The 23,205-nt window shown below is 55.0% G+C and carries 20 protein-coding genes, 1 pseudogene and 1 other annotated feature; of the genes and pseudogenes, 11 read left to right on the top strand and 10 right to left on the bottom strand.

Features of this window, described 5'->3' with window-relative positions:
• Window positions 1-102: 102 nt before the first annotated feature.
• Window positions 103-1,077 carry an HTH-type transcriptional regulator CysB gene (gene cysB, locus NR114_RS04455; protein ID WP_020827132.1) on the bottom strand — a complete coding sequence of 325 codons (975 nt, stop codon included), beginning with the start codon at window positions 1,075-1,077 and terminating at the stop codon, window positions 103-105.
• A 360-nt stretch (window positions 1,078-1,437) separates the two neighbouring features.
• Window positions 1,438-4,035, bottom strand: a complete 2,598-nt coding sequence (gene topA, locus NR114_RS04450; RefSeq protein ID WP_020827133.1) for a type I DNA topoisomerase — start codon at window positions 4,033-4,035, stop codon at window positions 1,438-1,440.
• 426 nt (window positions 4,036-4,461) lie between these two features.
• Here topA and NR114_RS04445 point away from each other — a divergent pair, with 426 nt between their 5' ends.
• Complete coding sequence (locus NR114_RS04445) at window positions 4,462-4,713, top strand: YciN family protein (RefSeq protein WP_129982764.1); 252 nt, start codon at window positions 4,462-4,464, stop codon at window positions 4,711-4,713.
• A 48-nt stretch (window positions 4,714-4,761) separates the two neighbouring features.
• Here the strand turns inward: NR114_RS04445 and sohB are convergent, their stop codons facing one another.
• Window positions 4,762-5,808 carry a protease SohB gene (gene sohB, locus NR114_RS04440; protein ID WP_020827135.1) on the bottom strand — a complete coding sequence of 349 codons (1,047 nt, stop codon included), beginning with the start codon at window positions 5,806-5,808 and terminating at the stop codon, window positions 4,762-4,764.
• A 357-nt stretch (window positions 5,809-6,165) separates the two neighbouring features.
• Between sohB and NR114_RS04435 the strand changes: the two genes are divergently transcribed.
• Both NR114_RS04435 and cobO read left to right on the top strand, forming a co-directional pair.
• The gene (locus NR114_RS04435) at window positions 6,166-6,927 is read left to right on the top strand and encodes a YciK family oxidoreductase (protein WP_256813646.1); all 762 of its coding nucleotides are present in this window, start codon (window positions 6,166-6,168) and stop codon (window positions 6,925-6,927) included.
• Between the two features lie 13 nt (window positions 6,928-6,940).
• The gene (cobO, locus tag NR114_RS04430) at window positions 6,941-7,531 is read left to right on the top strand and encodes a cob(I)yrinic acid a,c-diamide adenosyltransferase (protein WP_128864672.1); all 591 of its coding nucleotides are present in this window, start codon (window positions 6,941-6,943) and stop codon (window positions 7,529-7,531) included.
• A 44-nt stretch (window positions 7,532-7,575) separates the two neighbouring features.
• Here the strand turns inward: cobO and rluB are convergent, their stop codons facing one another.
• From rluB to NR114_RS04405, 5 genes are all read right to left on the bottom strand, one after another.
• On the bottom strand, window positions 7,576-8,472 hold the full coding sequence (gene rluB, locus NR114_RS04425) for a 23S rRNA pseudouridine(2605) synthase RluB (protein ID WP_020827138.1): 897 nt from the start codon (window positions 8,470-8,472) through the stop codon (window positions 7,576-7,578).
• Between the two features lie 229 nt (window positions 8,473-8,701).
• Window positions 8,702-9,499 carry an alpha/beta fold hydrolase gene (locus NR114_RS04420; protein WP_256813645.1) on the bottom strand — a complete coding sequence of 266 codons (798 nt, stop codon included), beginning with the start codon at window positions 9,497-9,499 and terminating at the stop codon, window positions 8,702-8,704.
• A gap of 147 nt (window positions 9,500-9,646) precedes the next feature.
• A complete protein-coding gene (locus tag NR114_RS04415) occupies window positions 9,647-10,006 on the bottom strand; it encodes a Rap1a/Tai family immunity protein (protein ID WP_020827148.1) in 360 nt (119 codons plus the stop codon).
• Between the two features lie 118 nt (window positions 10,007-10,124).
• Window positions 10,125-10,745 carry an L-threonylcarbamoyladenylate synthase gene (locus NR114_RS04410; protein WP_256813644.1) on the bottom strand — a complete coding sequence of 207 codons (621 nt, stop codon included), beginning with the start codon at window positions 10,743-10,745 and terminating at the stop codon, window positions 10,125-10,127.
• A 48-nt stretch (window positions 10,746-10,793) separates the two neighbouring features.
• On the bottom strand, window positions 10,794-11,681 hold the full coding sequence (locus NR114_RS04405; RefSeq protein ID WP_046373391.1) for a PHP domain-containing protein: 888 nt from the start codon (window positions 11,679-11,681) through the stop codon (window positions 10,794-10,796).
• A 243-nt stretch (window positions 11,682-11,924) separates the two neighbouring features.
• Window positions 11,925-12,028: a sequence feature (Trp leader region), on the top strand.
• A 27-nt stretch (window positions 12,029-12,055) separates the two neighbouring features.
• On the opposite strand from NR114_RS04405, the gene NR114_RS04400 reads away from it, so the two are divergent.
• From NR114_RS04400 to NR114_RS04375, 6 genes and pseudogenes are all read left to right on the top strand, one after another.
• Complete coding sequence (locus NR114_RS04400) at window positions 12,056-13,615, top strand: anthranilate synthase component 1 (protein WP_234529733.1); 1,560 nt, start codon at window positions 12,056-12,058, stop codon at window positions 13,613-13,615.
• Window positions 13,615-15,210, top strand: a pseudogene (gene trpD, locus NR114_RS04395) (bifunctional anthranilate synthase glutamate amidotransferase component TrpG/anthranilate phosphoribosyltransferase TrpD). Before NR114_RS04400 ends, trpD begins: the two are co-directional and overlap by 1 nt.
• Before the next feature lie 3 nt (window positions 15,211-15,213).
• Window positions 15,214-16,575 carry a bifunctional indole-3-glycerol-phosphate synthase TrpC/phosphoribosylanthranilate isomerase TrpF gene (gene trpCF, locus NR114_RS04390; protein ID WP_172958990.1) on the top strand — a complete coding sequence of 454 codons (1,362 nt, stop codon included), beginning with the start codon at window positions 15,214-15,216 and terminating at the stop codon, window positions 16,573-16,575.
• A gap of 31 nt (window positions 16,576-16,606) precedes the next feature.
• On the top strand, window positions 16,607-17,797 hold the full coding sequence (trpB, locus tag NR114_RS04385) for a tryptophan synthase subunit beta (protein ID WP_020827155.1): 1,191 nt from the start codon (window positions 16,607-16,609) through the stop codon (window positions 17,795-17,797).
• Window positions 17,797-18,603 (top strand): tryptophan synthase subunit alpha, encoded by an 807-nt coding sequence (gene trpA, locus NR114_RS04380; protein WP_020827156.1) that lies wholly within the window; start codon window positions 17,797-17,799, stop codon window positions 18,601-18,603. The genes trpB and trpA overlap by 1 nt, the downstream gene beginning before the upstream one ends.
• Before the next feature lie 219 nt (window positions 18,604-18,822).
• Window positions 18,823-19,137, top strand: coding sequence for a BON domain-containing protein (locus tag NR114_RS04375; RefSeq protein ID WP_020827157.1), 315 nt, complete (start codon window positions 18,823-18,825; stop codon window positions 19,135-19,137).
• 44 nt (window positions 19,138-19,181) lie between these two features.
• Here the strand turns inward: NR114_RS04375 and ompW are convergent, their stop codons facing one another.
• Window positions 19,182-19,826: an outer membrane protein OmpW gene (ompW, locus tag NR114_RS04370; protein ID WP_020827158.1), complete on the bottom strand. Its 645-nt coding sequence runs from the start codon at window positions 19,824-19,826 to the stop codon at window positions 19,182-19,184.
• Between the two features lie 283 nt (window positions 19,827-20,109).
• Here ompW and NR114_RS04365 point away from each other — a divergent pair, with 283 nt between their 5' ends.
• Both NR114_RS04365 and NR114_RS04360 read left to right on the top strand, forming a co-directional pair.
• Window positions 20,110-20,550, top strand: a complete 441-nt coding sequence (locus NR114_RS04365) for a YkgJ family cysteine cluster protein (RefSeq protein ID WP_020827159.1) — start codon at window positions 20,110-20,112, stop codon at window positions 20,548-20,550.
• A gap of 39 nt (window positions 20,551-20,589) precedes the next feature.
• Window positions 20,590-21,342, top strand: a complete 753-nt coding sequence (locus NR114_RS04360) for a YciC family protein (RefSeq protein WP_256813643.1) — start codon at window positions 20,590-20,592, stop codon at window positions 21,340-21,342.
• A 47-nt stretch (window positions 21,343-21,389) separates the two neighbouring features.
• Here the strand turns inward: NR114_RS04360 and NR114_RS04355 are convergent, their stop codons facing one another.
• Window positions 21,390-23,093, bottom strand: coding sequence for a SulP family inorganic anion transporter (locus NR114_RS04355; RefSeq protein WP_256813642.1), 1,704 nt, complete (start codon window positions 23,091-23,093; stop codon window positions 21,390-21,392).
• Between the last annotated feature and the right edge of the window lie 112 nt (window positions 23,094-23,205).

Here is a 23,205-nt window from a genome sequence, read left to right as displayed (position 1 = left end):
GGAACTAAAGCCTGAATGAAGGAAGTCAGTAAGAGGTGAAAGCAGGAGAGAACGTGCCTCTCCTGCTGAATAAATCTTTTTACTAGTCGTTAGATTACCGGCTTATTTTTCCGGCAGCTTGATGTCCTTGAACATCGCTTCGATTTCTTCGTTGGAACGCAGTGCAACCGCGTTGTCGACCACGTCACGCGTCAGGTGTGGCGCAAAACGCTGGATAAAATCGTACATATAGCTGCGCAGGAAGGTACTGCGACGGAAGCCGATTTTGGTGGTGCTGTAGGTGAAGATATCACGAGCATCCACCGTCACCAGATCCGGATCTTGTATCGGGTCCACCGCCATGCTGGCGATCACACCCACCCCAAGGCCCAGACGCACGTATGTTTTAATCACGTCGGCATCGGTAGCCGTAAATACGATGCGCGGTGTCAGTCCGGCACGGTTGAATGCCGTATCCAACTCAGAGCGGCCGGTGAAGCCGAAGGTATAGGTCACGATAGGATAAGCCGCCAGTTCTTCGATGGTAATGTGGCTTTTACCGGCTAAAGGATGATCGGGCTTCACCACTACCGCGCGGTTCCAGTGATAGCACGGCAGCATGATTAAATCGTCGTAGAGGTGCAGCGCTTCAGTGGCAATGGCGAAATCTGCCGTGCCTTTAGAGACGGCTTCCGCAATTTGCGTCGGCGATCCCTGATGCATGTGCAGAGAGACTCGCGGATAGCGCTCAATAAAGCCTTTAATGACGTTAGGCAGCGCGTAGCGCGCCTGGGTGTGGGTGGTCGCTACGTACAACGAGCCTTTGTCCGGGTAGGTATGCTCGCCGGCGACGGCTTTGATAGCATCCACTTTGGACAAAACTTCACGCGCAATACGGATGATTTCCAATCCTGCCGGCGTGACCTGAGTCAGGTGCTTGCCACTGCGGGCGAAAATCTGGATACCCAGCTCATCTTCCAGCATCCGTACCTGCTTACTGATGCCGGGCTGCGAGGTGTAAAGCCCTTCTGCCGTCGAGGAGACATTCAGGTTGTGGTTAACCACTTCCACGATGTAACGAAGCTGCTGCAATTTCATATCTTATACCATCCTAGGTTAAACACTGCGTTGAGCCGCAGCCAGGTATATCGGTGTCGCCCCGGTATGCTGAAAACGAATAAGCCATGAACACAGTGTTTCACTCAGAGGCTGAAGAAACCGCCGTTGCTAATAAGCTTTAATCATAAAAAAACTTTTTATATAACCACTATATCACGCTACAGCTTCAAGTATAGATCCGCGTCACACTATGGTAACGATTATTTTGCATTGCGATCAACGTGAAACCCGGGGGCCAGGATGGAAAAAGGAGCAAAGAATAGATCTGTTCGCCAGCTTTAGCCAATAAAAAACCAGCCACGGGGGCTGGTTTTTTTATGTTGCATTCAGGCTGCAAATTTACTTTTTGCCTTCAACCCATTTGCCATCGATGTAGAAAGCGGACCAGCCGGTGGCTTTGCCGTCTTTCTCCGAAGAGACATACTGCTGTTTGGTTTTACGGCTGAAACGCACCATGGTTTTGTTGCCTTCCGCATCCGTTACCGGCGCATCTGCCAGATAACGCAGCTTTTCAGGCAGGCGATCCTTGAAGCGAGCCAGTTCTTCCACCAATGGCGCACGGGTTTCGCGCGATTTAGGGAAGGTATTGGCCGCCAGGAACACCCCGGCTGCGCCGTCACGCAGAACAAAGTAAGCATCCGACTTTTCGCACGGCAGTTCCGGCAATGGAACCGGATCTTCCTTCGGCGGTGCAACATCACCGTTACGCAGGATCTTGCGGGTGTTTTTACAGTTCTCGTTGGTGCATCCCATGTACTTGCCGAAGCGCCCCATTTTCAGGTGCATTTCGGAACCACATTTATCGCACTCAACCACCGGGCCGTCATAGCCTTTCAGGCGGAATTCGCCCTCTTCGATCTCGTAGCCGTCACACGCTGGGTTATTACCGCACACGTGCAGCTTGCGCTGGTTATCGATCAGGTAGCTGTCCATCGCCGTGCCGCATTTCTGGCAACGACGGCGTGCACGCAATGCGTTGGTTTCCGCATCATCCCCTTCGAGAACGTTCAGCACTTCCGTTTCCGGCACCAGGTTAATGGTGGTTTTGCAGCGTTCTTTCGGCGTCAGCGCATAGCCGGAACAGCCAAGGAAGACGCCGGTGCTGGCGGTACGAATGCCCATCTTGCGACCGCAGGTCGGGCAGTCAATGCTGGTCATCACCATCTGATTCGGGCGCATACCGCCTTCTTCAGGATCTTTTTCCGCCGTTTCCAGCTGTTCGCTGAATTCGGCAAAGAATTCATCCAGCACCGCTTTCCACTCGGCGTGGTTGTTCGCTACCTGGTCCAGACCATCTTCCATGCGGGCGGTGAAGTCATAGTTCATCAGCTCGCGGAAGTTTTCTTCCAGACGGTCAGTAACGATCTCGCCCATTTTTTCGGCGTAGAAACGGCGGCTTTCGACCCGCACATAGCCACGATCCTGAATGGTTGAGATAATCGAAGCGTAGGTAGATGGGCGGCCGATACCGCGTTTTTCCAGCTCTTTGACCAACGAGGCTTCACTGTAACGTGCAGGCGGTTTGGTAAAGTGCTGGCTTGGGATCAGCTTTTGCAGTTCCAGCTCGCTGCCCACTTCTACATACGGCAAGGTGCGGTCTTCATCGCCCTTGCGCAGCGCAGGCATCACTTTGGTCCAGCCATCGAAACGCAGCGTACGGCCTTTGGCGCGCAACAGGTAATCAGCGGCTTTAACCGACAGCGTGGTGGAGTCGTACTGCGCCGGCGTCATCTGGCAGGCGACGAACTGGCGCCAAATCAGCTGATACAGTTTCTGCGCATCCGCTTCCATGTCTTTCAACTGTTCGGCCAGCACGTTCACATCCGAAGGTCGGATAGCTTCATGCGCTTCCTGCGAGTTTTCTTTGCTGCTGTACTGGTTCGGCGCTTTCGGCAGGTACTTATCACCGAAGTTTTCGCCGATGTAACCACGCACCATGTTGAGCGCATCCTGGCTCAGGTTGGTGGAGTCGGTACGCATATAGGTAATGTGACCGGCTTCATACAGGCGCTGGGCCATCATCATGGTTTTCTTCACGCCAAAGCTCAGACGGGTACTGGCTGCCTGCTGCAACGTAGAAGTAATGTAAGGCGCACCCGGCTTGCTACTGGTCGGTTTGTCTTCGCGATCCAGTACCGTATAGCGGGCTTTTTCCAGCAGTTTAAGCGCGGCGTGAGTCTGCTCGCGGTTAACCGGCTTGAAAGGTTTGTCGTGGGCATGCGTAACTTCCATTTGCAGCGCGGTATCGCCCTTCGCTAACAAATCGGCGTGCAATTCCCAATATTCTTCCGGCACGAAGGCTTTGATATCGCGTTCACGCTCTACCACCAGCCGTACCGCAACGGATTGCACACGCCCAGCCGACAGGCCACGGGCAATTTTCTTCCACAGCAGTGGCGAAACCATGTAACCCACAACGCGGTCCATAAAACGACGCGCCTGCTGTGCGTTAACACGATCGATATTCAGCTCACCCGGCTGTTTGAACGCATTTTGGATCGCGTTCTTGGTAATTTCGTTAAACACCACGCGGCTAAAGCGTTTGTCGTCACCCCCAATCACTTCCCGCAGGTGCCAGGCAATGGCTTCCCCTTCGCGGTCAAGGTCGGTTGCGAGATAAATGTGGTCAGCGTTTTCCGCTAACGACTTTAACTCGGCGACAACTTTTTCTTTACCCGGCAGAATTTCATATTGCGCTTCCCAGCCATGGTAAGGATCGACGCCCATCCGATTTACCAGCGCCGTCTTCTCATCTTTTTTAACTTTCTTCTTGGCTTTGTTTTCGGTTGAGTCAGCGCTCTTTTTGCTGGCTGAGCCACTGGTCGGCAAATCACGGATATGACCGACGCTGGACTTCACCACGTAGTCATTACCTAAGTATTTATTAATAGTTTTGGCTTTTGCCGGGGACTCAACTATTACGAGAGCTTTACCCATATTTACCTTTACCTAATTTTATTTCTTCTAAAAAGAAGTCTTTTATCTCGCCGTGCCGCAGCGATTCATATCTCTTTTTTATATTGCGGCAGTCTGGCAAGAGATCAACATGTTTTTTTCTGTTGGCTGCTTAACTGCTCAACCTGAACGCAAGTTGTTGATCCTGCCTGCTATTCACCCATGCCCCAGAAGTATGGCTGTGTGAGACTCATTTATGGCGTAAACAAAACCTTCCACCCGACGCCGCAAAATCCCACACTGTACCTGATAAAAAGCGTCACGCAACCTAATTAGCACGGAAAGGCAGATTTCGCCAATCGGCAGATACCGCTAGCCATCCAGACGGCAAATAAACCTTAGTCTGTTTGCGGATAAATGCGAACTGACGTTAGAATATGAGCAGAATTTATGTTTGGAGTGTAATAAATGCGCGCTAATACCTTACCCATTGATCGTGAAACCTTACTGCAAGAAGCAAATAACCTGATTCGCCAGCACGATGATTATCTGCATGGCATGGTTGCTACCGATGTTGAACAAAAAGGCAGCGTTTTAGTTTTTCGCGGAGAATTCTTTTTAGATCCTGATGGATTGCCAACGGCAAAAACTACCGCAGTATTTAATATGTTTAAACACCTGGCTCACGTGTTTTCTGAGAAATACCATTTGGTCGATTAAGCATAAAAAAAAGGGGGGTTCAGCCCCCCTGCTATTTAATCGCTACGCTTAAAGCAGCGGTTTTTCCCCGCGCTGCCACCAACGTAACAGCAGACGATCGACACTTTCGGCCGCGCTGCCGGTAAAACGATCCATCAGGCGTTTACGACGTGCATAGCGCACCCCCACCACCTCGTGATTTTCCATTTCAGCAATCAGCAGATCGTCACTGGTGCCAATTGCATCAACCAACCCTTTTTCTTTCGCCTGGGTCCCGAACCAGTGTTCACCGGTCGCCACGCTGTCGATATCCAGCGATGGGCGCTGCTGATGCACAAACTCTTTAAACAGTTCGTGGGTTTCATTCAGATCTTCACGGAACTTCTCACGCCCCTGCTCGGTGTTTTCACCAAACAGCGTCAATGTGCGTTTGAACTCGCCGGCGGTGTGCAACTCCACATCAATATCATTCTTTTTCAGCAAGCGGTGGAAGTTCGGGATTTGCGCCACGACGCCGATCGAACCAATGATGGCAAAGGGCGCGGCCACAATGCGATCCGCCACGCAGGCCATCATGTAACCGCCGCTGGCGGCGACTTTGTCTACCGCGACCGTCAGGCGAATGCCGCCGGCACGCAAACGGGCCAACTGCGATGAAGCCAGCCCGTAGCCATGAACCACCCCGCCCGGGCTTTCCAACCGCAGCAGAACTTCATCTTGCGGCGTCGCCACGGCCAGCACCGCGGAAACTTCCTCGCGCAGTGAAGTCACTTCATGGGCATCCATGCTGCCTTTGAAATCCAGCACGTAAAGACAAGGTTTGGTGGCTTCCACCGCCCCGGCTTTGGCACGCTGCTTCTTCAGTTTATCGTCGGCTTTGGTCTGCTTTTTAAACTGCTTGCTCCAGGCCTTTTGTTCCGCCTCGCCCATCCGCGCCAAACGCATATCGCGCTGCATGTCCCGGTATTGTTCTCCGAGGTCGGTAAGCTGCAGTTCCCCTTTGTGTCGGGCTTTGCGTTGCCCAAGGCTGACCGCCAGCAACGCCAGCGCGGCGATGGCAATCACAACCGTCGCGACTTTGGCCAGAAACAGGCCGTAAACAGATATAAACTCCACAGATTCCGCCTTTATTAACAGGTTGTTAGTACTATCTCATTCATTCTAGCCAACCGAAGCGGTGGCTGTCGCGACTAAATAAAAATTCCTTGTGCGGCCTCTTTACTATGTGGGCGGGTTTTGGCTTAACCAAGCCAGCCCCCTGCCATTTTTGTTACAAAAGAATGCCGTTTCTGCCGCCTAATCATTGAAAATACGATCCATTTAAGGCATATAACACGGATTATTCATCAAGATGATGATCCAAATTCGCTGCGGGCCCGCATGCGGTCGAGCCTTTGCTCCTGTCATGGCCCCTCAATCCACCCCCTCCCCGATGCAAGCGGGAGACCAGCCACCAAGGCGCGAGGAATTATTGTGCATTACCAACCCAAGCAGGATCTGTTGCAACAACGTATTATTCTGGTCACCGGCGCCGGTGACGGCATCGGCCGCGAAGCCGCCCTCACTTATGCCAAATTTGGCGCGCAATTGGTGTTGCTGGGCCGTACCGAAAGCAAACTAAAGGCGGTACAGGCCGAAATCGCCAAACTCAGTGACACCCCCACTTACACCATCACGCTGGACCTGCTGCATACTACGCAAGAGCAGTGCCAACAGGTGGCGAATGAGCTGGCAACCCGCGTCCCGCGTCTCGACGGCGTGTTGCACAATGCCGGCCTGCTGGGTGACATCGCCCCGATGGCCGAGCTGTCAATGACGATGTGGAACGAGGTGATGCAAGTGAACGTCAATGCGACCTTTATGCTCACCCAGGCGCTGCTGCCTCTGCTGTTGAAATCCCCCGCCGGATCGCTGGTGTTTACCAGTTCCAGCGTTGGCCGCACCGGGCGTGCCAACTGGGGCGCCTACGCCGTGTCAAAATTCGCCACCGAAGGCATGATGCAGGTGCTGGCCGATGAATACAAAAATCGCAATCTGCGGGTAAATTGCATCAATCCGGGCGGAACTCGCACCCAAATGCGCGCATCTGCGTTTCCTGACGAAGACAAAAGCAAGCTGAAAACCCCGGCTGACATCATGCCGCTTTACCTCTATTTGATGGGGGATGACAGCCGCCGTAAAACCGGTATGAGTTTCGACGCTCAACCTAACCGTAAACCCGGCGCGGCCGAATAAAAGGGGCTTTATCATGGCTGAAGATCGCCACCAACAACGTCAACAACGCCTTAAAGAGCAGGTGGATGCGCGCATTGCTGCTGCTCAGGAAGCGCGGGGGCTGCTGCTGGTATTCACCGGCAACGGTAAAGGTAAAACCACTGCGGCGTTTGGCACCGTGACCCGGGCCGTTGGCCACGGGATGAAAGCTGGCGTCATTCAGTTCATCAAGGGTGAATGGCCGAACGGTGAGAAAAATCTGCTGCAACAGCACGGCGTCGAGTTTCAGGTGATGGCGACCGGCTTTACCTGGGAAACACAGGATAAGGCCAGCGATACCGCCGCCTGTCAGGCCGTATGGCAACACGGCAAACGTATGCTGGCAGACAGCAGCCTGGATCTGGTGCTGCTGGACGAACTGACCTATATGGTCAGCTACGGCTACCTTGAACTGGATGAGCTACTGGAAGCGCTACGACAACGTCCTGCGCACCAGACGGTGATCATCACCGGGCGTGGCTGCCATCGTGATTTGTTGGAGCTGGCGGATACGGTGACCGAGATGCGGCCGGTGAAGCACGCGTTTGACGCGGGTATCAAGGCACAACAGGGGATTGACTGGTAACGAAAAGAAAAACGCCGCAGCCCGAATGGGCTACGGCGTGATAATCAGCTGCGTTTGCTTGGTTTGCCCGGCTTGCTGCCCGCAGCACTGCGGCGACCGCTTCCAGCCACCTGGGTGTGACGCTTAACGGCACGACGGATCTGGTTAGCCTTCACACGGCGACGCTCGCGCTCAACAGGCATCTTGCTGACGGTTTCAGGCTTGAGGTCAACCAGTTCGCGCAGGTAGTTGATCGCCGGCAATTCCAGTTCGGTCCAACCGCCACGAGGAATGCCTTTTGGCAGGTCGATATCGCCGTAACGCACACGGATCAGGCGGCTAACCTGAACGCCAACGGCTTCCCACAGACGACGAACCTCGCGGTTACGCCCTTCGGTCAGGGTTACGTTGTACCACTGGTTTATGCCTTCGCCACCCTGGAAAGTGATGGTGCGGAAAGCCGCCGGGCCATCTTCCAGTTGAACGCCTTTGCTCAGTTGCTTCACTTTTTCGTCGTCAATCTGGCCAAATACGCGCACGGCATATTCACGCTCAACTTCACGACTTGGGTGCATCAGGCGGTTAGCCAGTTCACCGTCGGTGGTGAACAACAGCAGGCCTGAGGTATTGACGTCCAAGCGCCCTACCGCTACCCAGCGCGAACCACGCAGCTTGGGCAAGCGATCGAAGACCGTCGGGCGACCTTCTGGGTCGCTGCGAGTACACAATTCGCCTTCCGGCTTGTAATAAGCCAGCACGCGGCAAACCGCTTCTTCAGATTCTTTAACCGAAACGACGTGACCATCCAGACGGATTTTCATTGAAGGGGTTACTTCAACGCGATCACCCAGTTTGGCAATTTTACCGTCGACGCTGACGCGCCCGGCTTCAATAATGGTTTCGATTTCACGACGCGAGCCATGACCGGCGCGCGCTAAAACTTTCTGTAACTTTTCGCTCATTGAGCAACCTCTAGTGTCGCCTTCACAGGCGTCGGGGGGATGACCACCGCGGCGCCAGGCGCCACAACGGTAACAATACGTTTACTTGGATCGAACCGCGCATTATACAGGCTTTCAATAGGGTTGAAACCCACTTTGTTGTCTGGTCGATTATCGAAAGCTATCGATTGCGTGAGAACTCGCTGAAAAGCGGGTCTGCCCCCGCTTTATAACCTACTCGGAAAAGGGATTAATCATCGAGGAAATCGGCTACCGCCCGATACACTGCCGCTGGCTGCTCAAGAATACCAAGGTGAGTACGGGCATTCTCCAGCCGCACGACCGAGAAAAATGGATGGTTGGCAGCAAAGCTCTGCTGTTGCCGCAAATAGTCTTCGCCACGATCCAGTGAGTAAATATGCCGGCAAGCAGGCGGTGAGGTTAATTCCCCCAGCCGGTTTAGTGGCGAACCGTATTGCCAGTAGGCTTGCTCAATCGCCACGCCGGCGGCCTGCCAAACGCGATAATCCTCCTGCGCCATTTCAACGGTCAAATGCTGTTTTACCTGTGGGTGTTCAATACCGCCCTGCCAGAATGTGAATAAATCATCCCGCGCCGCCAGCCAGTGTTCAGGCCGCTGCATTTGCTGAACGGAATCGAAAAATGCAGGCTCAGGCTGGGTCATGATCCAATCGAGAAACACCATTCCCTGCATCTGCTGCGGCATGTTCTCGGCCAACGCCACCGCTATCCAACTGGCGTGCGCTACCGACAGCGTCACAAACCGCTCCACTTGCAACTCAAGCAGCAATTGCTGGAGATCTGCCAGCAGATCCTGTGCGCCAAGGAAGAGTCCAGCATCGCGATCAGACAGAGCGTGCCCCCGCCAGTCAAGGCTGATCACCCGATACTTTTGCGACGCCAGTGCGGTAAAGGGGGCAAATACGGTTTTTGGTTCACACCAACCGGGCAGCAGGACCAACGTCAGCGGGCCTGAACCGGAATCATGATAATCGAGAGAAAGGGTGCCATGGCGAAACGCTGTCATTTTGTCTCCTAAACGTCATATCCCCCACGATAAGGGGATTTGTGCATTAGCAGTAAAATGACAGCCTTCGTCAGTTTCATCTATTGGAATAGATGCTAAATAAGGGGCTTCGCACCGAATGAAAAAATACGCACTAAATAAACGCGATTAATGCCGTTCACAGGGATAAGCGGCGGTTAATGCCAGCATAATCACCGAAGGCGCGGAATAGTGAAGCTGTTCCGGGTGTTCATTTAAATACTGCATCACCGCGTCCGCCGCCATCCCCACGCTCATCCCGGCATCCGGACAAATGCTACGATTGCCCTGCATTGAGAAGGTATCGAATACGCCGGCCACATAGCCCATAAACATCCCGCCATCGAGCGCTTCGGCGACGGTAGCCGCTCCGTTCTTATTTTTCACATAGCCGCTGGTTTCCGACAGCAAGGCGCTGCCGGAATAAAACCCCGCGCTGGCCGCAGAGGAAAACAATATGGCCACCAAAAGAGAAATCCGCTTAATCATTGCTACGCATCCTGCCTATTATCAGTTTTTGATATTGTAGAATAGCGGCTTTACCGGCAAATGACGCCGTTACAGCCACTTTTCAGAAAATGAGCAAAAGCGGCAGCGTAATTATGCATCAACGGAAAGGCGTTGCGTCGCCTGCCCCTTCACGCACCACTTCCGGCGCGGACTCGGTCAGATCAATCACCGTGGTCGGTTGCTGGCCCAGGAAGCCGCCGTGGATCACCAGATCCACCTGCTTGCCCAGATGATCGTTGATCTCTTCCGGATCGGATTCGGCAAAATCATTGCCTGGCAGCATCAACGTGGTCGACATCATCGGCTCATTCAGCACTTCCAGCAGCGCCAACGCAATCGGGTTAGACGGCACGCGCAGACCGATGGTTTTACGCTTGTCGTTCATCAGGCGACGCGGGACTTCTTTGGTCGCTTTCAGAATGAACGTGTAGTTGCCGGGGGTGTTGTTCTTGATCAGTCGAAACGCGGTATTGTCGACATAAGCGTAAGTAGACAGCTCGGACAGATCGCGGCACACCAAGGTAAAATTATGATTGCTGTCCAATTGACGGATACGGCAGATGCGTTCCATGGCCGTCTTGTCTTCCAGCTTGCAACCCAACGCGTAGCCGGAATCGGTAGGATAGACGATCACCCCACCTTTACGCAGCACATCCACCGCCTGGTTGATCAGGCGCGGTTGCGGGTTATCTGGATGGATATAAAAAAGCTGACTCATGACTTGCTCCTAAAAATGATGCACGCGGGCGGCATCGCCCACGTTAAATCAACTGACCTTGCCCTGCTGCGGTTGTGGCCAGTCACGCCACACGGGTTCAACCCCTCCGGGTAACCACAGTTTGCGGCCCAGTTCGATCCACGAGCAGGGCTGATGAAAATCAGAGCCCTGCGACGCCAATAATTGATATTCCTGCGCATACTTTGCCAGTTGCGAACGCTCATGCGGTGCCTGCTGACACTGGGCAACCTCCATGGCATCCCCCCCTTGTTCGGCAAAGTGCGCCAACAACCGTTTCAGCCATTTGGCCGTCAGGTCGTAACGGCCCGGGTGCGCTATCACCGCCTGACCGCCGGATTGATGAATCACATCAATGGCTTGTTTTATTGTACACCACTGTGGCGGAACGTAGCCGGTTTTGCCTTTGGCCAGGTATTTCTTGAACACCTGAGCCATATTGTCAGCGATGCCAATCTGCACCAGATAACGGGCGAAGTGACCACGCGTCACCGCCCCACCGTCCGCCAACTTTTGCGCGCCTTCAAATGCACCGTCAATACGCGCTTTCGCCAGCCGGACGCCAATTTCCTGTGCGCGCAGGTTGCGGCGCTCAGTCTGCTCGGCCAACAATTGCACCATCGCCGGATGTGCAGTTTCAATTCCCAGACCCACGATATGAATCTCATGATTTTCCCACAGCGTGGAGATCTCCACCCCGTTCACCAACTGCAGCGGTAACGACAGCTCGGCAATGGTTGCGGCTGCGGCGGCTAAACCTTCGGTGGTGTCGTGGTCGGTAATCGCCAATACGCCTACCCGCATCTCGACGGCCCGCTGCACCAACTGCGCCGGCGTCAAATAGCCGTCAGAGGCGGTGGTATGGCTGTGGAGATCGTACAGGGTAAAGGCGGAAGGCTGGGGGCTGCTGTCTGTCAAAAGAAATATCCGTCAAAGGTTTGGCCTTCTATCATACCCGCGTTCGCCCGCAGGACGGAAATCTATTCTGGCCGACGGCCTCTTCCTCTCGATGAAAATTATTCACGCTTGCGGCTAAAACATTGTGTGAAAAGAGGGTTGACTTTATTCTCGCGAACCAGTTAACTAGTACACAAGTTCAGGGCGATACCCTGGTTGGATGATAAACAAGAGAGCACAGAAATGAATAAGCAAACTTCTCTTCTTCGTTGGTGGCGTACCTCCCTTTCGCGGGCGGTGTAATCACGCATACCTGTCATCTGACACTGCAGATTCCCTAAGCCCGCTGGTAACGCGGGCTTTTTTATGGACAAATTTTAACTGGAAGACTCAAGATGAACATCAAACCACAGCTTAAATTACTGAAGGCGGAGGCCAGTTACCGGGGCGATCCGACCACCATTTTCCACCAGTTGTGTGGCGCGCGTCCGGCGACCCTGCTGTTGGAATCCGCTGAAATCAACAGCAAGCAAAACCTGCAAAGCCTGCTGGTGATCGACAGTGCCCTGCGGATCACCGCACTGGGTCGTATCGTCACCCTGCAGGCGCTGACCGCCAACGGTGCGGCAATGCTGCCGCTGCTGGATGAGGCGCTGCCGCCTGAAGTACAGATTCAGGTGCGCCCTAACGGCCGGGAACTGACTTTCCCGCCGATTGACGCTATCCAGGATGAAGACGCTCGCCTGCGGTCGCTGTCGGTATTTGATGCGCTGCGCACCCTGCTAACATTGGTGGATTCTCCCGCCGACGAACGTGAAGCCGTCATGCTTGGTGGCCTGTTTGCTTACGACTTGGTCGCCGGCTTCGAAGACCTGCCGGCACTGCGTCAGGATCAGCGCTGCCCGGACTTCTGCTTCTATTTGGCGGAAACCCTGTTGGTGCTGGATCACCAACGCGGCGTCGCCCGTCTGCAGGCCAGCGTATTCACGGCCGACCCGACCGAGGAGCAACGCTTGCAACTGCGCCTGGAACAGCTGCAGGTTCAATTGAAACTGACGCCGCAGCCCATCCCTCACCAGAAGCTGGAAAACATGCAGCTGAGCTGCAACCAGACCGATGAAGAATACGGTGCCGTGGTCAGCGAGCTGCAACAAGCCATTCGTCAGGGTGAAATTTTCCAGGTGGTGCCGTCGCGTCGTTTCTCGCTGCCCTGCCCGGCCCCGCTGGCCGCGTATCAGACGCTGAAAGACAACAACCCAAGCCCCTATATGTTCTTTATGCAGGATGACGAGTTCACCCTGTTCGGCGCGTCGCCGGAAAGTGCCTTGAAATACGACGCCAACAACCGCCAGATTGAAATCTACCCGATTGCCGGTACCCGCCCACGCGGTCGTCGTGCCGACGGTTCATTGGACCTGGATCTTGACAGCCGTATCGAGCTGGAAATGCGTACTGACCATAAAGAGCTGGCTGAGCACCTGATGCTGGTCGATCTGGCGCGAAACGATCTGGCGCGCATCTGCCAGGCCGGCAGCCGCTACGTAGCCGATCTGACCAAAGTGGACCGCTACTCTTTCGTGATGCACCTGGTTTCCCGAGTGATCGGCACCTTGCGCGCCGACCTTGACGTGCTGCACGCCTATCAGGCCTGTATGAACATGGGCACGTTGAGCGGAGCACCTAAAGTGCGCGCCATGCAGCTGATCGCCGCTTCCGAAGGCACCCGTCGTGGCAGCTACGGCGGCGCAGTGGGTTACTTCACCGCCACCGGTGATTTGGATACCTGTATTGTCATCCGTTCCGCGTATGTTGAAGACGGCATTGCCACCGTGCAAGCCGGTGCCGGCGTAGTGCTGGATTCTGTACCACAGGCGGAAGCCGATGAAACCCGTAATAAGGCACGTGCCGTGCTGCGCGCCATTGCCAGTGCGCACCAGGCCAAGGAGGTGTTCTGATGGCCGATATCTTACTGCTCGATAACGTTGATTCCTTTACCTACAACCTGGTCGATCAGCTGCGCGCCAGCGGCCACCAGGTGGTGATTTATCGCAACCAAATTTCTGCCGAGGTGATTATCGAGCGCCTTCAGCAACTGACCCAGCCGGTGCTGATGCTGTCTCCTGGCCCGGGTACACCGGCCGAAGCCGGCTGCATGCCGGAGCTGTTGCAGCGCCTGCGCGGCCAGTTACCCATTATCGGCATCTGTCTCGGCCATCAGGCAATCGTCGAAGCCTATGGCGGGCACGTCGGCCAGGCCGGGGAAATCCTGCATGGCAAGGCGTCGGCCATCAGCCACGATGGCGAAGGGATGTTTGCCGGTATGGTGAACCCACTGCCGGTAGCCCGTTATCATTCCCTGGTCGGCAGCAATATCCCGGCCGAACTCACCGTTAACGCCCACTTCGGCGACATGGTGATGGCAGTTCGTCATGACAAGCATCGCGTATGCGGTTTCCAGTTCCATCCGGAATCTATCCTGACCACTCACGGCGCGCGTTTGCTTGAGCAAACTCTGGCCTGGGCGCTGGCGAAATAACGAGAGGAAACGACGATGCAAACTATTCTTGAAAAACTGTACCGCTCAGAGTCGATGAATCAGCAGGAAAGCCAGCAGTTGTTTAGCGCCATTGTTCGCGGTGAGCTGGAGCCAAGCCAGTTGGCCGCGGCGCTGATCAGCATGAAAATTCGCGGCGAACGTCCGGAAGAGATCGCCGGCGCGGCTAAAGCGCTGCTGGCCGATGCCCTGCCGTTCCCGCGCCCGGACTACCCGTTTGCCGATATCGTCGGCACCGGCGGTGACGGCACCAACAGCATTAATATTTCCACCGCCAGCGCCTTTGTGGCGGCCGCGTGCGGCGCCAAAGTGGCAAAACACGGTAACCGCAGCGTTTCCAGCCGGTCAGGATCATCCGATCTGCTGGCGGCGTTCGGCATTCGTCTGGATCTGCCAGCGGAACAGGCGCGCCAAGCGCTGGATGACCTGGGCGTATGCTTCCTGTTTGCGCCGCAGTATCACACCGGTTTCCGCCATGCGATGCCGGTACGTCAGCAGTTGAAAACCCGTACGGTATTCAACGTACTTGGCCCATTGATCAACCCGGCGCGTCCGCCGCTGGCGCTGATCGGCGTTTATAGCCCGGAATTGGTGCTGCCGATTGCCGAAACCCTGCGCGTGCTGGGTTACCAACGAGCCGCTGTTGTGCACGGCGGTGGCATGGATGAAGTGGCGATCCACACCGCGACCCACGTGGCCGAGCTGAACAACGGCGAAATTGAAAGCTATCAGCTGACGCCAGAATCCTTCGGGCTGCAACGCTACCCGCTGGAGGCCCTGCTGGGCGGTTCGCCGGAAGAAAATCGTGACATTCTGGCAAGGTTGTTACAAGGTAAAGGTGACCCGGCGCACGCCGCTGCGGTGGCCGCTAACGTGGCGCTGCTGCTGAAGTTATTCGGGCATGAAGACCTGCGCCAAAACGCGCAGCAGGCACTGGACATGATTCACAGCGGGAAAGCTTACGAGCGCGTAACCGCACTGGCAGCAAGAGGATAAATGATGCAGGAAACCGTGCTCAACAAGATTGTTCGTGATAAAGCGCAATGGGTCGCAGCACGACAGCAACAACAGCCACTGGCCAGTTTTCAAAATGAAATCGTCCCCAGCGAGCGTGGCTTTTATCACGCGCTGCAGGGTGCCAGAACGGCGTTTATTCTTGAATGTAAAAAGGCATCCCCTTCCAAAGGATTAATCCGCGAGAATTTCGATCCCGTGGAAATTGCTTCGGTCTACAAAGATTTCGCCTCGGCGATCTCGGTGTTGACCGATGAAAAATACTTCCAGGGCAGCTTCGACTTCCTGCCGCTGGTCAGCAAGACGGTGACACAGCCGGTGCTGTGCAAAGACTTTATTATCGACCCGTATCAGATCTATCTGGCGCGCTTCTATCAGGCCGACGCCATTCTGCTGATGCTGTCCGTGCTGAACGACGATCAGTACCGTCAATTGGCTGCGGTTGCGCACAGCCTGAACATGGGCGTGCTGACCGAAGTGATCAGCGAAGAAGAGCTGCAACGGGCCATTGCTTTGGAAGCGCGCGTGGTCGGTATCAATAACCGCGATCTGCGTGACCTGAGTATCGATCTGGATCGCACTCGCCAGTTGGCGCCTCGCGTCCCACACGGGGTGACGGTGATCAGCGAATCCGGCATCAACAATTACGGTCAGATCCGCGAACTGAGCCACTTTGCCAACGGTTTCCTGATTGGCAGCGCATTAATGTCGGAAACCGATCTCCGTGCCGCCGTTCGCCGGGTGATCCTGGGCGACAACAAAGTCTGCGGGCTGACCCGTCCGCAGGATGCCAGCGCGGCCTATCAGGCAGGTGCGGTGTATGGCGGACTGATTTTCGTCGGGCGTTCACCGCGCTATGTTGATATCAACCGCGCCCGTGAAGTTATCTCGGGTGCCCCCCTGAAATATGTCGGCGTATTCTGCGACGCGCAGGTAGAGACCCTGGTTAAAACCGTCGAACGCCTGGGGCTGAAAGCGGTGCAACTGCACGGTTCGGAAGATCAGGCCTATATCAGCGCCCTGCGCGCCGAACTGCCTGCCGAGTGCCAGATTTGGAAAGCCTTGAGCGTAAAAGACCATTTACCGCAGCGCGATTTGCAGCACGTTGACCGTTATCTGCTGGATAACGGCGCGGGTGGCACCGGGCAGCGTTTCGACTGGTCGGTACTGCACGGCGAAAACCTGGAAAACGTGATGCTGGCCGGTGGCCTGAGCGCAGACAACTGCGTTGACGCAGCCAAACTCGGCTGTGCCGGGTTGGACTTTAACTCCGGCGTAGAGAGCCAGCCCGGCATTAAGGATCCTGCCCGCCTGGCGGCGGTGTTCCAGACCCTGCGCGCTTACTAATTATGATTAACGGATAATAACGGGAACTAAAATGACGCTGCTTAACCCCTACTTCGGCGAATTTGGTGGCCAATATGTGCCGCAGATTCTGATGCCGGCCTTAAAACAACTGGAAGAAGCCTTTGTCAGCGCCCAGCGCGATCCAGAATTCCAGGCTGAATTTATCGACCTGTTGAAAAACTACGCCGGTCGCCCGACGGCTTTGACGCTGTGCAAAAACCTCACTGCCGGTACCAAAACCAAGCTATATCTGAAGCGTGAAGATCTGCTGCACGGTGGCGCGCACAAAACTAACCAGGTATTGGGTCAGGCGCTGTTGGCCAAGCGCATGGGCAAAACCGAAATCATCGCCGAGACCGGTGCCGGTCAACACGGCGTTGCCTCCGCACTGGCCTGTGCTCTGCTCGGCCTGAAGTGCCGCATTTATATGGGCGCCAAAGATATCGAGCGCCAGTCACCCAACGTCTTCCGCATGCGCCTGATGGGAGCAGAAGTGATCCCGGTGCACAGCGGTTCCTCCACGCTGAAAGATGCCTGTAACGAAGCGCTGCGCGACTGGTCCGGCAGCTACAAAACCGCCCACTATATGCTGGGTACCGCTGCAGGTCCGCACCCGTATCCGACGATTGTGCGTGAATTCCAGCGCATGATCGGCGAAGAAACCAAAGCACAAATGCTGGAACGTGAAGGCCGTCTGCCGGATGCCGTACTGGCCTGCGTTGGCGGTGGCTCGAACGCCATCGGTATGTTTGCCGACTTTATCGACGATACCAGCGTTGGGTTGATCGGCGTTGAACCTGCAGGTTTAGGGATTGAAACCGGCCAGCACGGCGCACCGCTCAAACACGGTCACGTGGGCATCTATTTCGGCATGAAGGCGCCGATGATGCAGACTTCCGAAGGCCAGATCGAAGAGTCCTACTCGATTTCCGCCGGCTTGGACTTCCCTTCAGTCGGGCCGCAACACGCCTATCTGAACAGCATCGGTCGGGCTGAATACGTGTCTATTACCGATGACGAAGCGCTGGACGCTTTCAAAGCGCTGTCGCGTAGCGAAGGGATTATCCCGGCGCTGGAGTCTTCCCATGCTCTGGCGCACGCACTGAAAATGATCCGTGAAACGCCGCAAAAAGAACAGATTCTGGTGGTTAACCTGTCCGGCCGCGGCGACAAAGACATATTTACCGTTCACGACATTCTGAAAGCTCGGGGAGAAATCTGATGGAACGTTACCAACAACTGTTCAACCGTCTGGCAGATAAGAAAGAAGGCGCGTTCGTCCCGTTCGTTACCCTCGGCGATCCGAACCCGGCGCTTTCGTTGCAGATCGTCGATACCCTGGTGGAAGCCGGTGCCGACGCGCTGGAACTGGGCATTCCGTTCTCCGATCCGCTGGCCGATGGCCCAACGATTCAAAGTGCTGCGCTGCGCGCCTTCGCCTCAGGCGTGACGCCAACCCAGTGCTTCGAAATGCTGGCGGCGATCCGCCAGAAACACCCGAGCATTCCTATCGGTCTGCTGATGTACGCCAACCTGGTGTTCCATAAAGGCATCGATGCGTTTTACCAACGCTGTGCCGAAGTCGGCGTTGATTCGGTACTGATTGCCGACGTGCCATATGAAGAGTCCGCGCCATTCCGTGCTGCAGCAACGCGCCATGGCATTGCACCTATCTTTATCTGCCCACCCAATGCAGACGACGATTTACTGCGTGAAATATCCTCACACGGCCGTGGCTACACCTACCTGTTGTCTCGTGCGGGCGTCACCGGCACCGAAAGTCGCGCTGAATTGCCACTTCATCACCTGGTGAATAAATTGCGCGAATATCATGCGGCACCGCCGCTGCAAGGGTTTGGCATTTCCGAACCGGCGCAGGTACGCGATGCGCTGCAGGCCGGTGCTGCCGGGGCGATATCCGGTTCGGCTATCGTTAAAATTATCGAGCAGAATCAAGCTAATCCGACAGAAATGCTGACGAAACTGGCGAGTTTTACGCGTGAAATGAAAGCGGCTACCCGGGCATAAGGCTTCAACGGCGGGTGCAGAAGATTGCGCCTGCCGATAACATCTTGTTTACCCTCAAAGTTGTGCGATTTTTTTTACATCTAAAGTTTGAACAAACCCAATTCTTGTCTCACACTTAGCGTTGCGCGTCGGGCATTTCTTTATTTTTAGGGGTGCACTACGTCTTCAGGTGAAAACCCGAATGTAGTTTCAACAATAACATTGCATGGAGAGTAATTTATGAAGCTATTTAAAACCCTTTCAGTCTTATGCATGGCTGCCGTTGTGGCATTCGCAGTGAGTGCCTGCGCGCCAACAGCGAAATCTGAAGGGACTGGCGGTTATATTGATGACACGGTAGTGACGACCAAGGTGAAGTCAGCGCTGCTGGCGGATAAAACCATCAAATCTACCGAAATCAGCGTCGAGACCTTTAAAGGTCGTGTGCAATTGAGTGGCTTTGTCACTTCGAGCGCCGATGCCAACCGTGCGGTGCAGGTAACTCGTGGCGTAGCGGGTGTGAAATCCGTCGAGAACGTCATGCAGATCAAGTAAAAATAAAACGGAGGCGCTGTATGCGCCTCCCTGTTCCACCGCTATCAGAAACGATAACCTGCCCCGAACATAAATACCCACGGATCCAAACGCGTATCTATGCTGTGATGATTACCGGCCGCATCGTCAAAGCGTGTTTTGGTTTCGATGTTCATCCACCAGACTGACATGTTCAGCATCCAGTGCTCATCCAGGTTGTAATCCAGGCCCGCCTGCGCGGCCACACCCCAGGAGTCTTTCAAACTCAGGTTGCTCAACCCGGCATCTTTGCCGTTGTCGTTGAATTTTTCATCGAAGAAGGTGGTGTAGTTCACGCCCACGCCCAGATACGGACGCAGTTTGTCCTGCTTGTCGCCAAAGTAATACTGCGCCATCAGGCTCGGCGGCAAGTCGTGCACCGTAGCGATATCACCGTTCACGGCGGAACCGTTCAAGCCCACCTTGTGGCGAAACGGCGTTGCGGCCAGCAGTTCGACACCAATATTGTCCGTAACCATATAGCCGAAGGTCAGGCCAAGCTGGGTGTTATTATTGGCGCTGAATGAGCCCTGCCCAAGTACATCATCCGATCCGGCATTTGGTCGTACGGTCGCAGAACCTGCACGGAAAAGAAAATCGCCTGCCTGATGCGCACTTGCCAACATAGGGGCCATCATCGCCGCCAATACCACCAGAGTTGTCTTTTTCATTATCCATTCCATTTGTGTGGTTATCATCCAAGGGGAATATACCTACTTACGGGTATTTATGATCCCATCGAGATCACATCTTATGTGTAAAAATTTTAATTCCTACTAAAAACAAGGTTACCTAAGAGACTAATAAATCGAGAATTGATCTGAATCAAAAAACGCTTTTTGTTGCAAATTATTTACATGTTCAAATATCAGTTGCTAAAAAAAACGCCGCTGCGTAATTTCATCTTCCGTGTTGGTTTTGGTTGGTGTCGTAAGGAGTCGGCGGGCAATCAAGATGAGCGAAATTCAAAATCCCTGTGTCAGTTGCGGCGCATGCTGCGGCTATTTTCGAGTGTCATTCTATTGGGCCGAAGCGGAAGATGGCGGCGGCGTGGTTCCTTTATCCCTAACAGAGCCGTTAACCCCCTTCCTGCGCTGTATGCAGGGGACCAACAGCAAGTCCCCACGCTGCACCGCACTCGACGGCGAAATCGGCAAAGCGGTTTCCTGTTCTATTTATCTTAATCGCCCCAGCCCCTGCCGTGAGTTCGATCAGTCGGGAGAGAATGGCCTGCGTAACGAAGCGTGCGACCGCGCTCGCGAACGTTATGGCCTGCCGCCATTGCCGGTTCCGTTGCCACTTTCTTTACCGATCGCCAAGATCGACGAAGAAATAGCCGTAGTGCAATTCGCGGGGTGCCACAGCGACGTGGAACAGGGTACAATCGCCCACTGATTTTGATTTATCTCTGTTTCTCGATGCCAAGGAGTCTGCATGCCTATCACGGCCAACACGTTGTACCGTGACAGTTTTAATTTTTTCCGTAACCAACTGGCCAGTATTCTGATACTGGCGCTGTTGACTGCGTTCATCTCTGTGATGCTCAATCAGGTTTTCAGCCCTGACATCGAGCAGTTGAAGATTCTGAGCGAAACGGAAGGTGACTTTGCTGCGTCCGCCGGTATGGGGATCCAGGAAATCATTCAACAAATGACGCCTGAACAGCAGATGGTGTTATTGAAGGTCTCAGCCGCCGCCACTTTCTCTGCGTTAGTGGGTAACGTGCTGCTGGTAGGCGGGATGTTGACGCTGGTTCGCCTGGTTTCTCAGGGGCAACGCCTGAGCGCCCTGCGCGCTATCGGGGCTTCCGCGCCGGAACTGCCGCGCTTGCTGCTGCTGCTGTTTATTTGCACGCTGCTGATCCAACTGGGGCTGACGCTGTTTGTCGTGCCGGGTGTGATTATGGCGATCGCCTTCTCGCTGGCCCCGGTAATCACCACCGCCGACAAGAAAGGCGTGTTCGCGTCGATCAAACTGAGCTGCAAACTGGCTTTCGCCAATGCGCGCGTGATTGTTCCGGCAATGATGCTGTGGCTGGCAGCCAAGCTGCTGGTGCTGTTTATGGTGAGCCACCTGTCGGTGCTGACCCCGAACGTCGCCAGCGTGGTTCTGACGGCTCTGAGCAACCTGGTTTCCGCCCTGTTGCTGATTTACCTGTTCCGCCTGTATATGCTGCTGCGCAGCTGATCTTGCGACAGGATGCAAAAAAGGCACGCTTCTGCGTGCCTTTTTGCTTATGAGGCCGCGGCTGGTTCCGCCTGCTCCTTGCTTTGAATCAGCTTCAGTGCCAGGTACAAATCCGGTACCAGTATTAATTCCCGATCGCGTCCTACCCGGTTGATGCGGAACCAGCGCGTCAATTCGGTGCGTCGCCCTGCCAACACCAATTTAACGTTACGCTGTAACAAATCACGTTTCAACTCATCAATTGCCGCCAGGACGCTGATATCGGCATGGGTAAAGCTGGTCACGGCGTCCACCACCACCCAGCGCGGTTGAAACGGCGTGCTATCCACCAGGTTCAGGATCCGTCGTTTGAAATACGCCACGTTGAAATAGGTCAACGGCGAGTTGAAGCGATACATCATCACCCCAGGCACCGGCTTAATGCCGTTATTGTTGCCCATCGAGTGGATCATGCCTTCGTCATTGACGCCCAACAGCTGCTCCGTCGGGCGGAATATCGTGCGCAAGAACTGCATCAACCCCAGTAATACCGCCAGGCCAATACCGCTGATTACCCCCACCAGCAGTACACAAAGGAAGGTAAACATCGCCAACCTGAAGGCCTGCGCATTGCGGCGCCGCATGATCCAGATACCGCGAATATCCAACAGCGACCAGGCGGCATACATCAGTACCACCCCCAGACCTGCCACCGGAATAAACTGCAATGGAGCCATCAGAAACAGCAACACGAAGGCAATCACCCCTGCCGCAATGATCGACACCAGTTGGCTCTTGCCACCGTTGGCGTCATTGACAGCCGTGCGCGAATCCGCCCCGCTGATGGCGAAACCCTGCGATAACGCCGAGACGATGTTCACCAGCCCCAGTGCGCGAAACTCCGCGTCCGCATTAACCTCATAGCCGTTCTTGGCCGCAAAGCTGCGGGCGGTCAGCATCATGCTGACGAAGCTCACGACCGCCAGGTTAAGCGCCGGGATCACCATATCGCGCAGCAAGCCTGGCTGAAAATCCGGCCACTGCACGATCGGCAATACGTCGCTAAAACCGCCAACCGTCACTACGCCGTGCTGCTGCAGCCCACCGGCCCAGGTAACAAAGGCCGCCAAAACGATGGCAAACAGCGGAGCTGGCCAGTTAGGCCGCCATTTTTTGAACCCGATCAGCGTAACCAGGGTCAGCAGCGAAACCGCCATGGTCAATACATCGCTGTGCATCAGATTGCCCGGTAAAGCGTAGATTCGCTCGATCAACTGCGCCGGATGCATGCCGAAACCCAGTACCTTGCCAATCTGATCGACCATGATGGTAATAGCCACCCCGTTGAGCAGCCCGCTGAGTATCGGTCTGGAGAGCAAGTCAGCAAGCGCGCCCAGCTTGAAACGGCTGGCTAACAGACACCAGGCGCCCATCATCGCCGTCATCATGATGGTAAGCTGCCAGTGGCGTTCCATGTTGCCCGCCGCCAGCGGCGTCACCACCGCGGCAATGACCGCACAGGTTGCAGCATCCGGCCCGACAATGAGCTGGCGTGAGGAACCGAAGAAGGCATAGGCAACCATCGGCAAAATACAGGAATAAAGCCCCACCACCGGACTAACCCCGGCCAATTCGGCATAGGCAATTGCCACCGGCAAGGCAACGGCGGCAACGGAAAGGCCGGCACGAATGTCCGGTTTAAGCCAACTGCGTTGATACCCTAATAAATGCGTCAAACCGGGCGTTAGCGCCTGGAGAGATTTCCACTGCATAACCTGTTTTCCGTTATAAATTATCCGGCTATTATTGGGCGTATCATGCGATGCCAATGCCGCGCTGGCAATCCACACGCTGCGAACTCGCGACTTCAATCGTAAGTTTATG

This window comes from Serratia sp. Ser99 (genome assembly GCF_024519545.1).
Classification (GTDB): domain Bacteria; phylum Pseudomonadota; class Gammaproteobacteria; order Enterobacterales; family Enterobacteriaceae; genus Serratia; species Serratia liquefaciens.
This window is presented reverse-complemented; position numbering and strand designations above follow the sequence as displayed.

Coding starts and splice junctions, on each gene's coding strand:
- NR114_RS04360 (WP_256813643.1), top strand. CDS start 20,590: ATGCCTATCACGGCCAACACGTTGTACCGTGACAGTTTTAATTTTTTC.
- topA (WP_020827133.1), bottom strand. CDS start 4,035: ATGGGTAAAGCTCTCGTAATAGTTGAGTCCCCGGCAAAAGCCAAAACT.
- NR114_RS04355 (WP_256813642.1), bottom strand. CDS start 23,093: ATGCAGTGGAAATCTCTCCAGGCGCTAACGCCCGGTTTGACGCATTTA.
- NR114_RS04415 (WP_020827148.1), bottom strand. CDS start 10,006: ATGATTAAGCGGATTTCTCTTTTGGTGGCCATATTGTTTTCCTCTGCG.
- NR114_RS04420 (WP_256813645.1), bottom strand. CDS start 9,499: ATGACAGCGTTTCGCCATGGCACCCTTTCTCTCGATTATCATGATTCC.
- NR114_RS04365 (WP_020827159.1), top strand. CDS start 20,110: ATGAGCGAAATTCAAAATCCCTGTGTCAGTTGCGGCGCATGCTGCGGC.
- trpCF (WP_172958990.1), top strand. CDS start 15,214: ATGCAGGAAACCGTGCTCAACAAGATTGTTCGTGATAAAGCGCAATGG.
- NR114_RS04410 (WP_256813644.1), bottom strand. CDS start 10,745: ATGAGTCAGCTTTTTTATATCCATCCAGATAACCCGCAACCGCGCCTG.
- cobO (WP_128864672.1), top strand. CDS start 6,941: ATGGCTGAAGATCGCCACCAACAACGTCAACAACGCCTTAAAGAGCAG.
- ompW (WP_020827158.1), bottom strand. CDS start 19,826: ATGAAAAAGACAACTCTGGTGGTATTGGCGGCGATGATGGCCCCTATG.
- NR114_RS04445 (WP_129982764.1), top strand. CDS start 4,462: ATGCGCGCTAATACCTTACCCATTGATCGTGAAACCTTACTGCAAGAA.
- NR114_RS04400 (WP_234529733.1), top strand. CDS start 12,056: ATGAACATCAAACCACAGCTTAAATTACTGAAGGCGGAGGCCAGTTAC.
- cysB (WP_020827132.1), bottom strand. CDS start 1,077: ATGAAATTGCAGCAGCTTCGTTACATCGTGGAAGTGGTTAACCACAAC.
- trpA (WP_020827156.1), top strand. CDS start 17,797: ATGGAACGTTACCAACAACTGTTCAACCGTCTGGCAGATAAGAAAGAA.
- trpB (WP_020827155.1), top strand. CDS start 16,607: ATGACGCTGCTTAACCCCTACTTCGGCGAATTTGGTGGCCAATATGTG.
- NR114_RS04375 (WP_020827157.1), top strand. CDS start 18,823: ATGAAGCTATTTAAAACCCTTTCAGTCTTATGCATGGCTGCCGTTGTG.
- rluB (WP_020827138.1), bottom strand. CDS start 8,472: ATGAGCGAAAAGTTACAGAAAGTTTTAGCGCGCGCCGGTCATGGCTCG.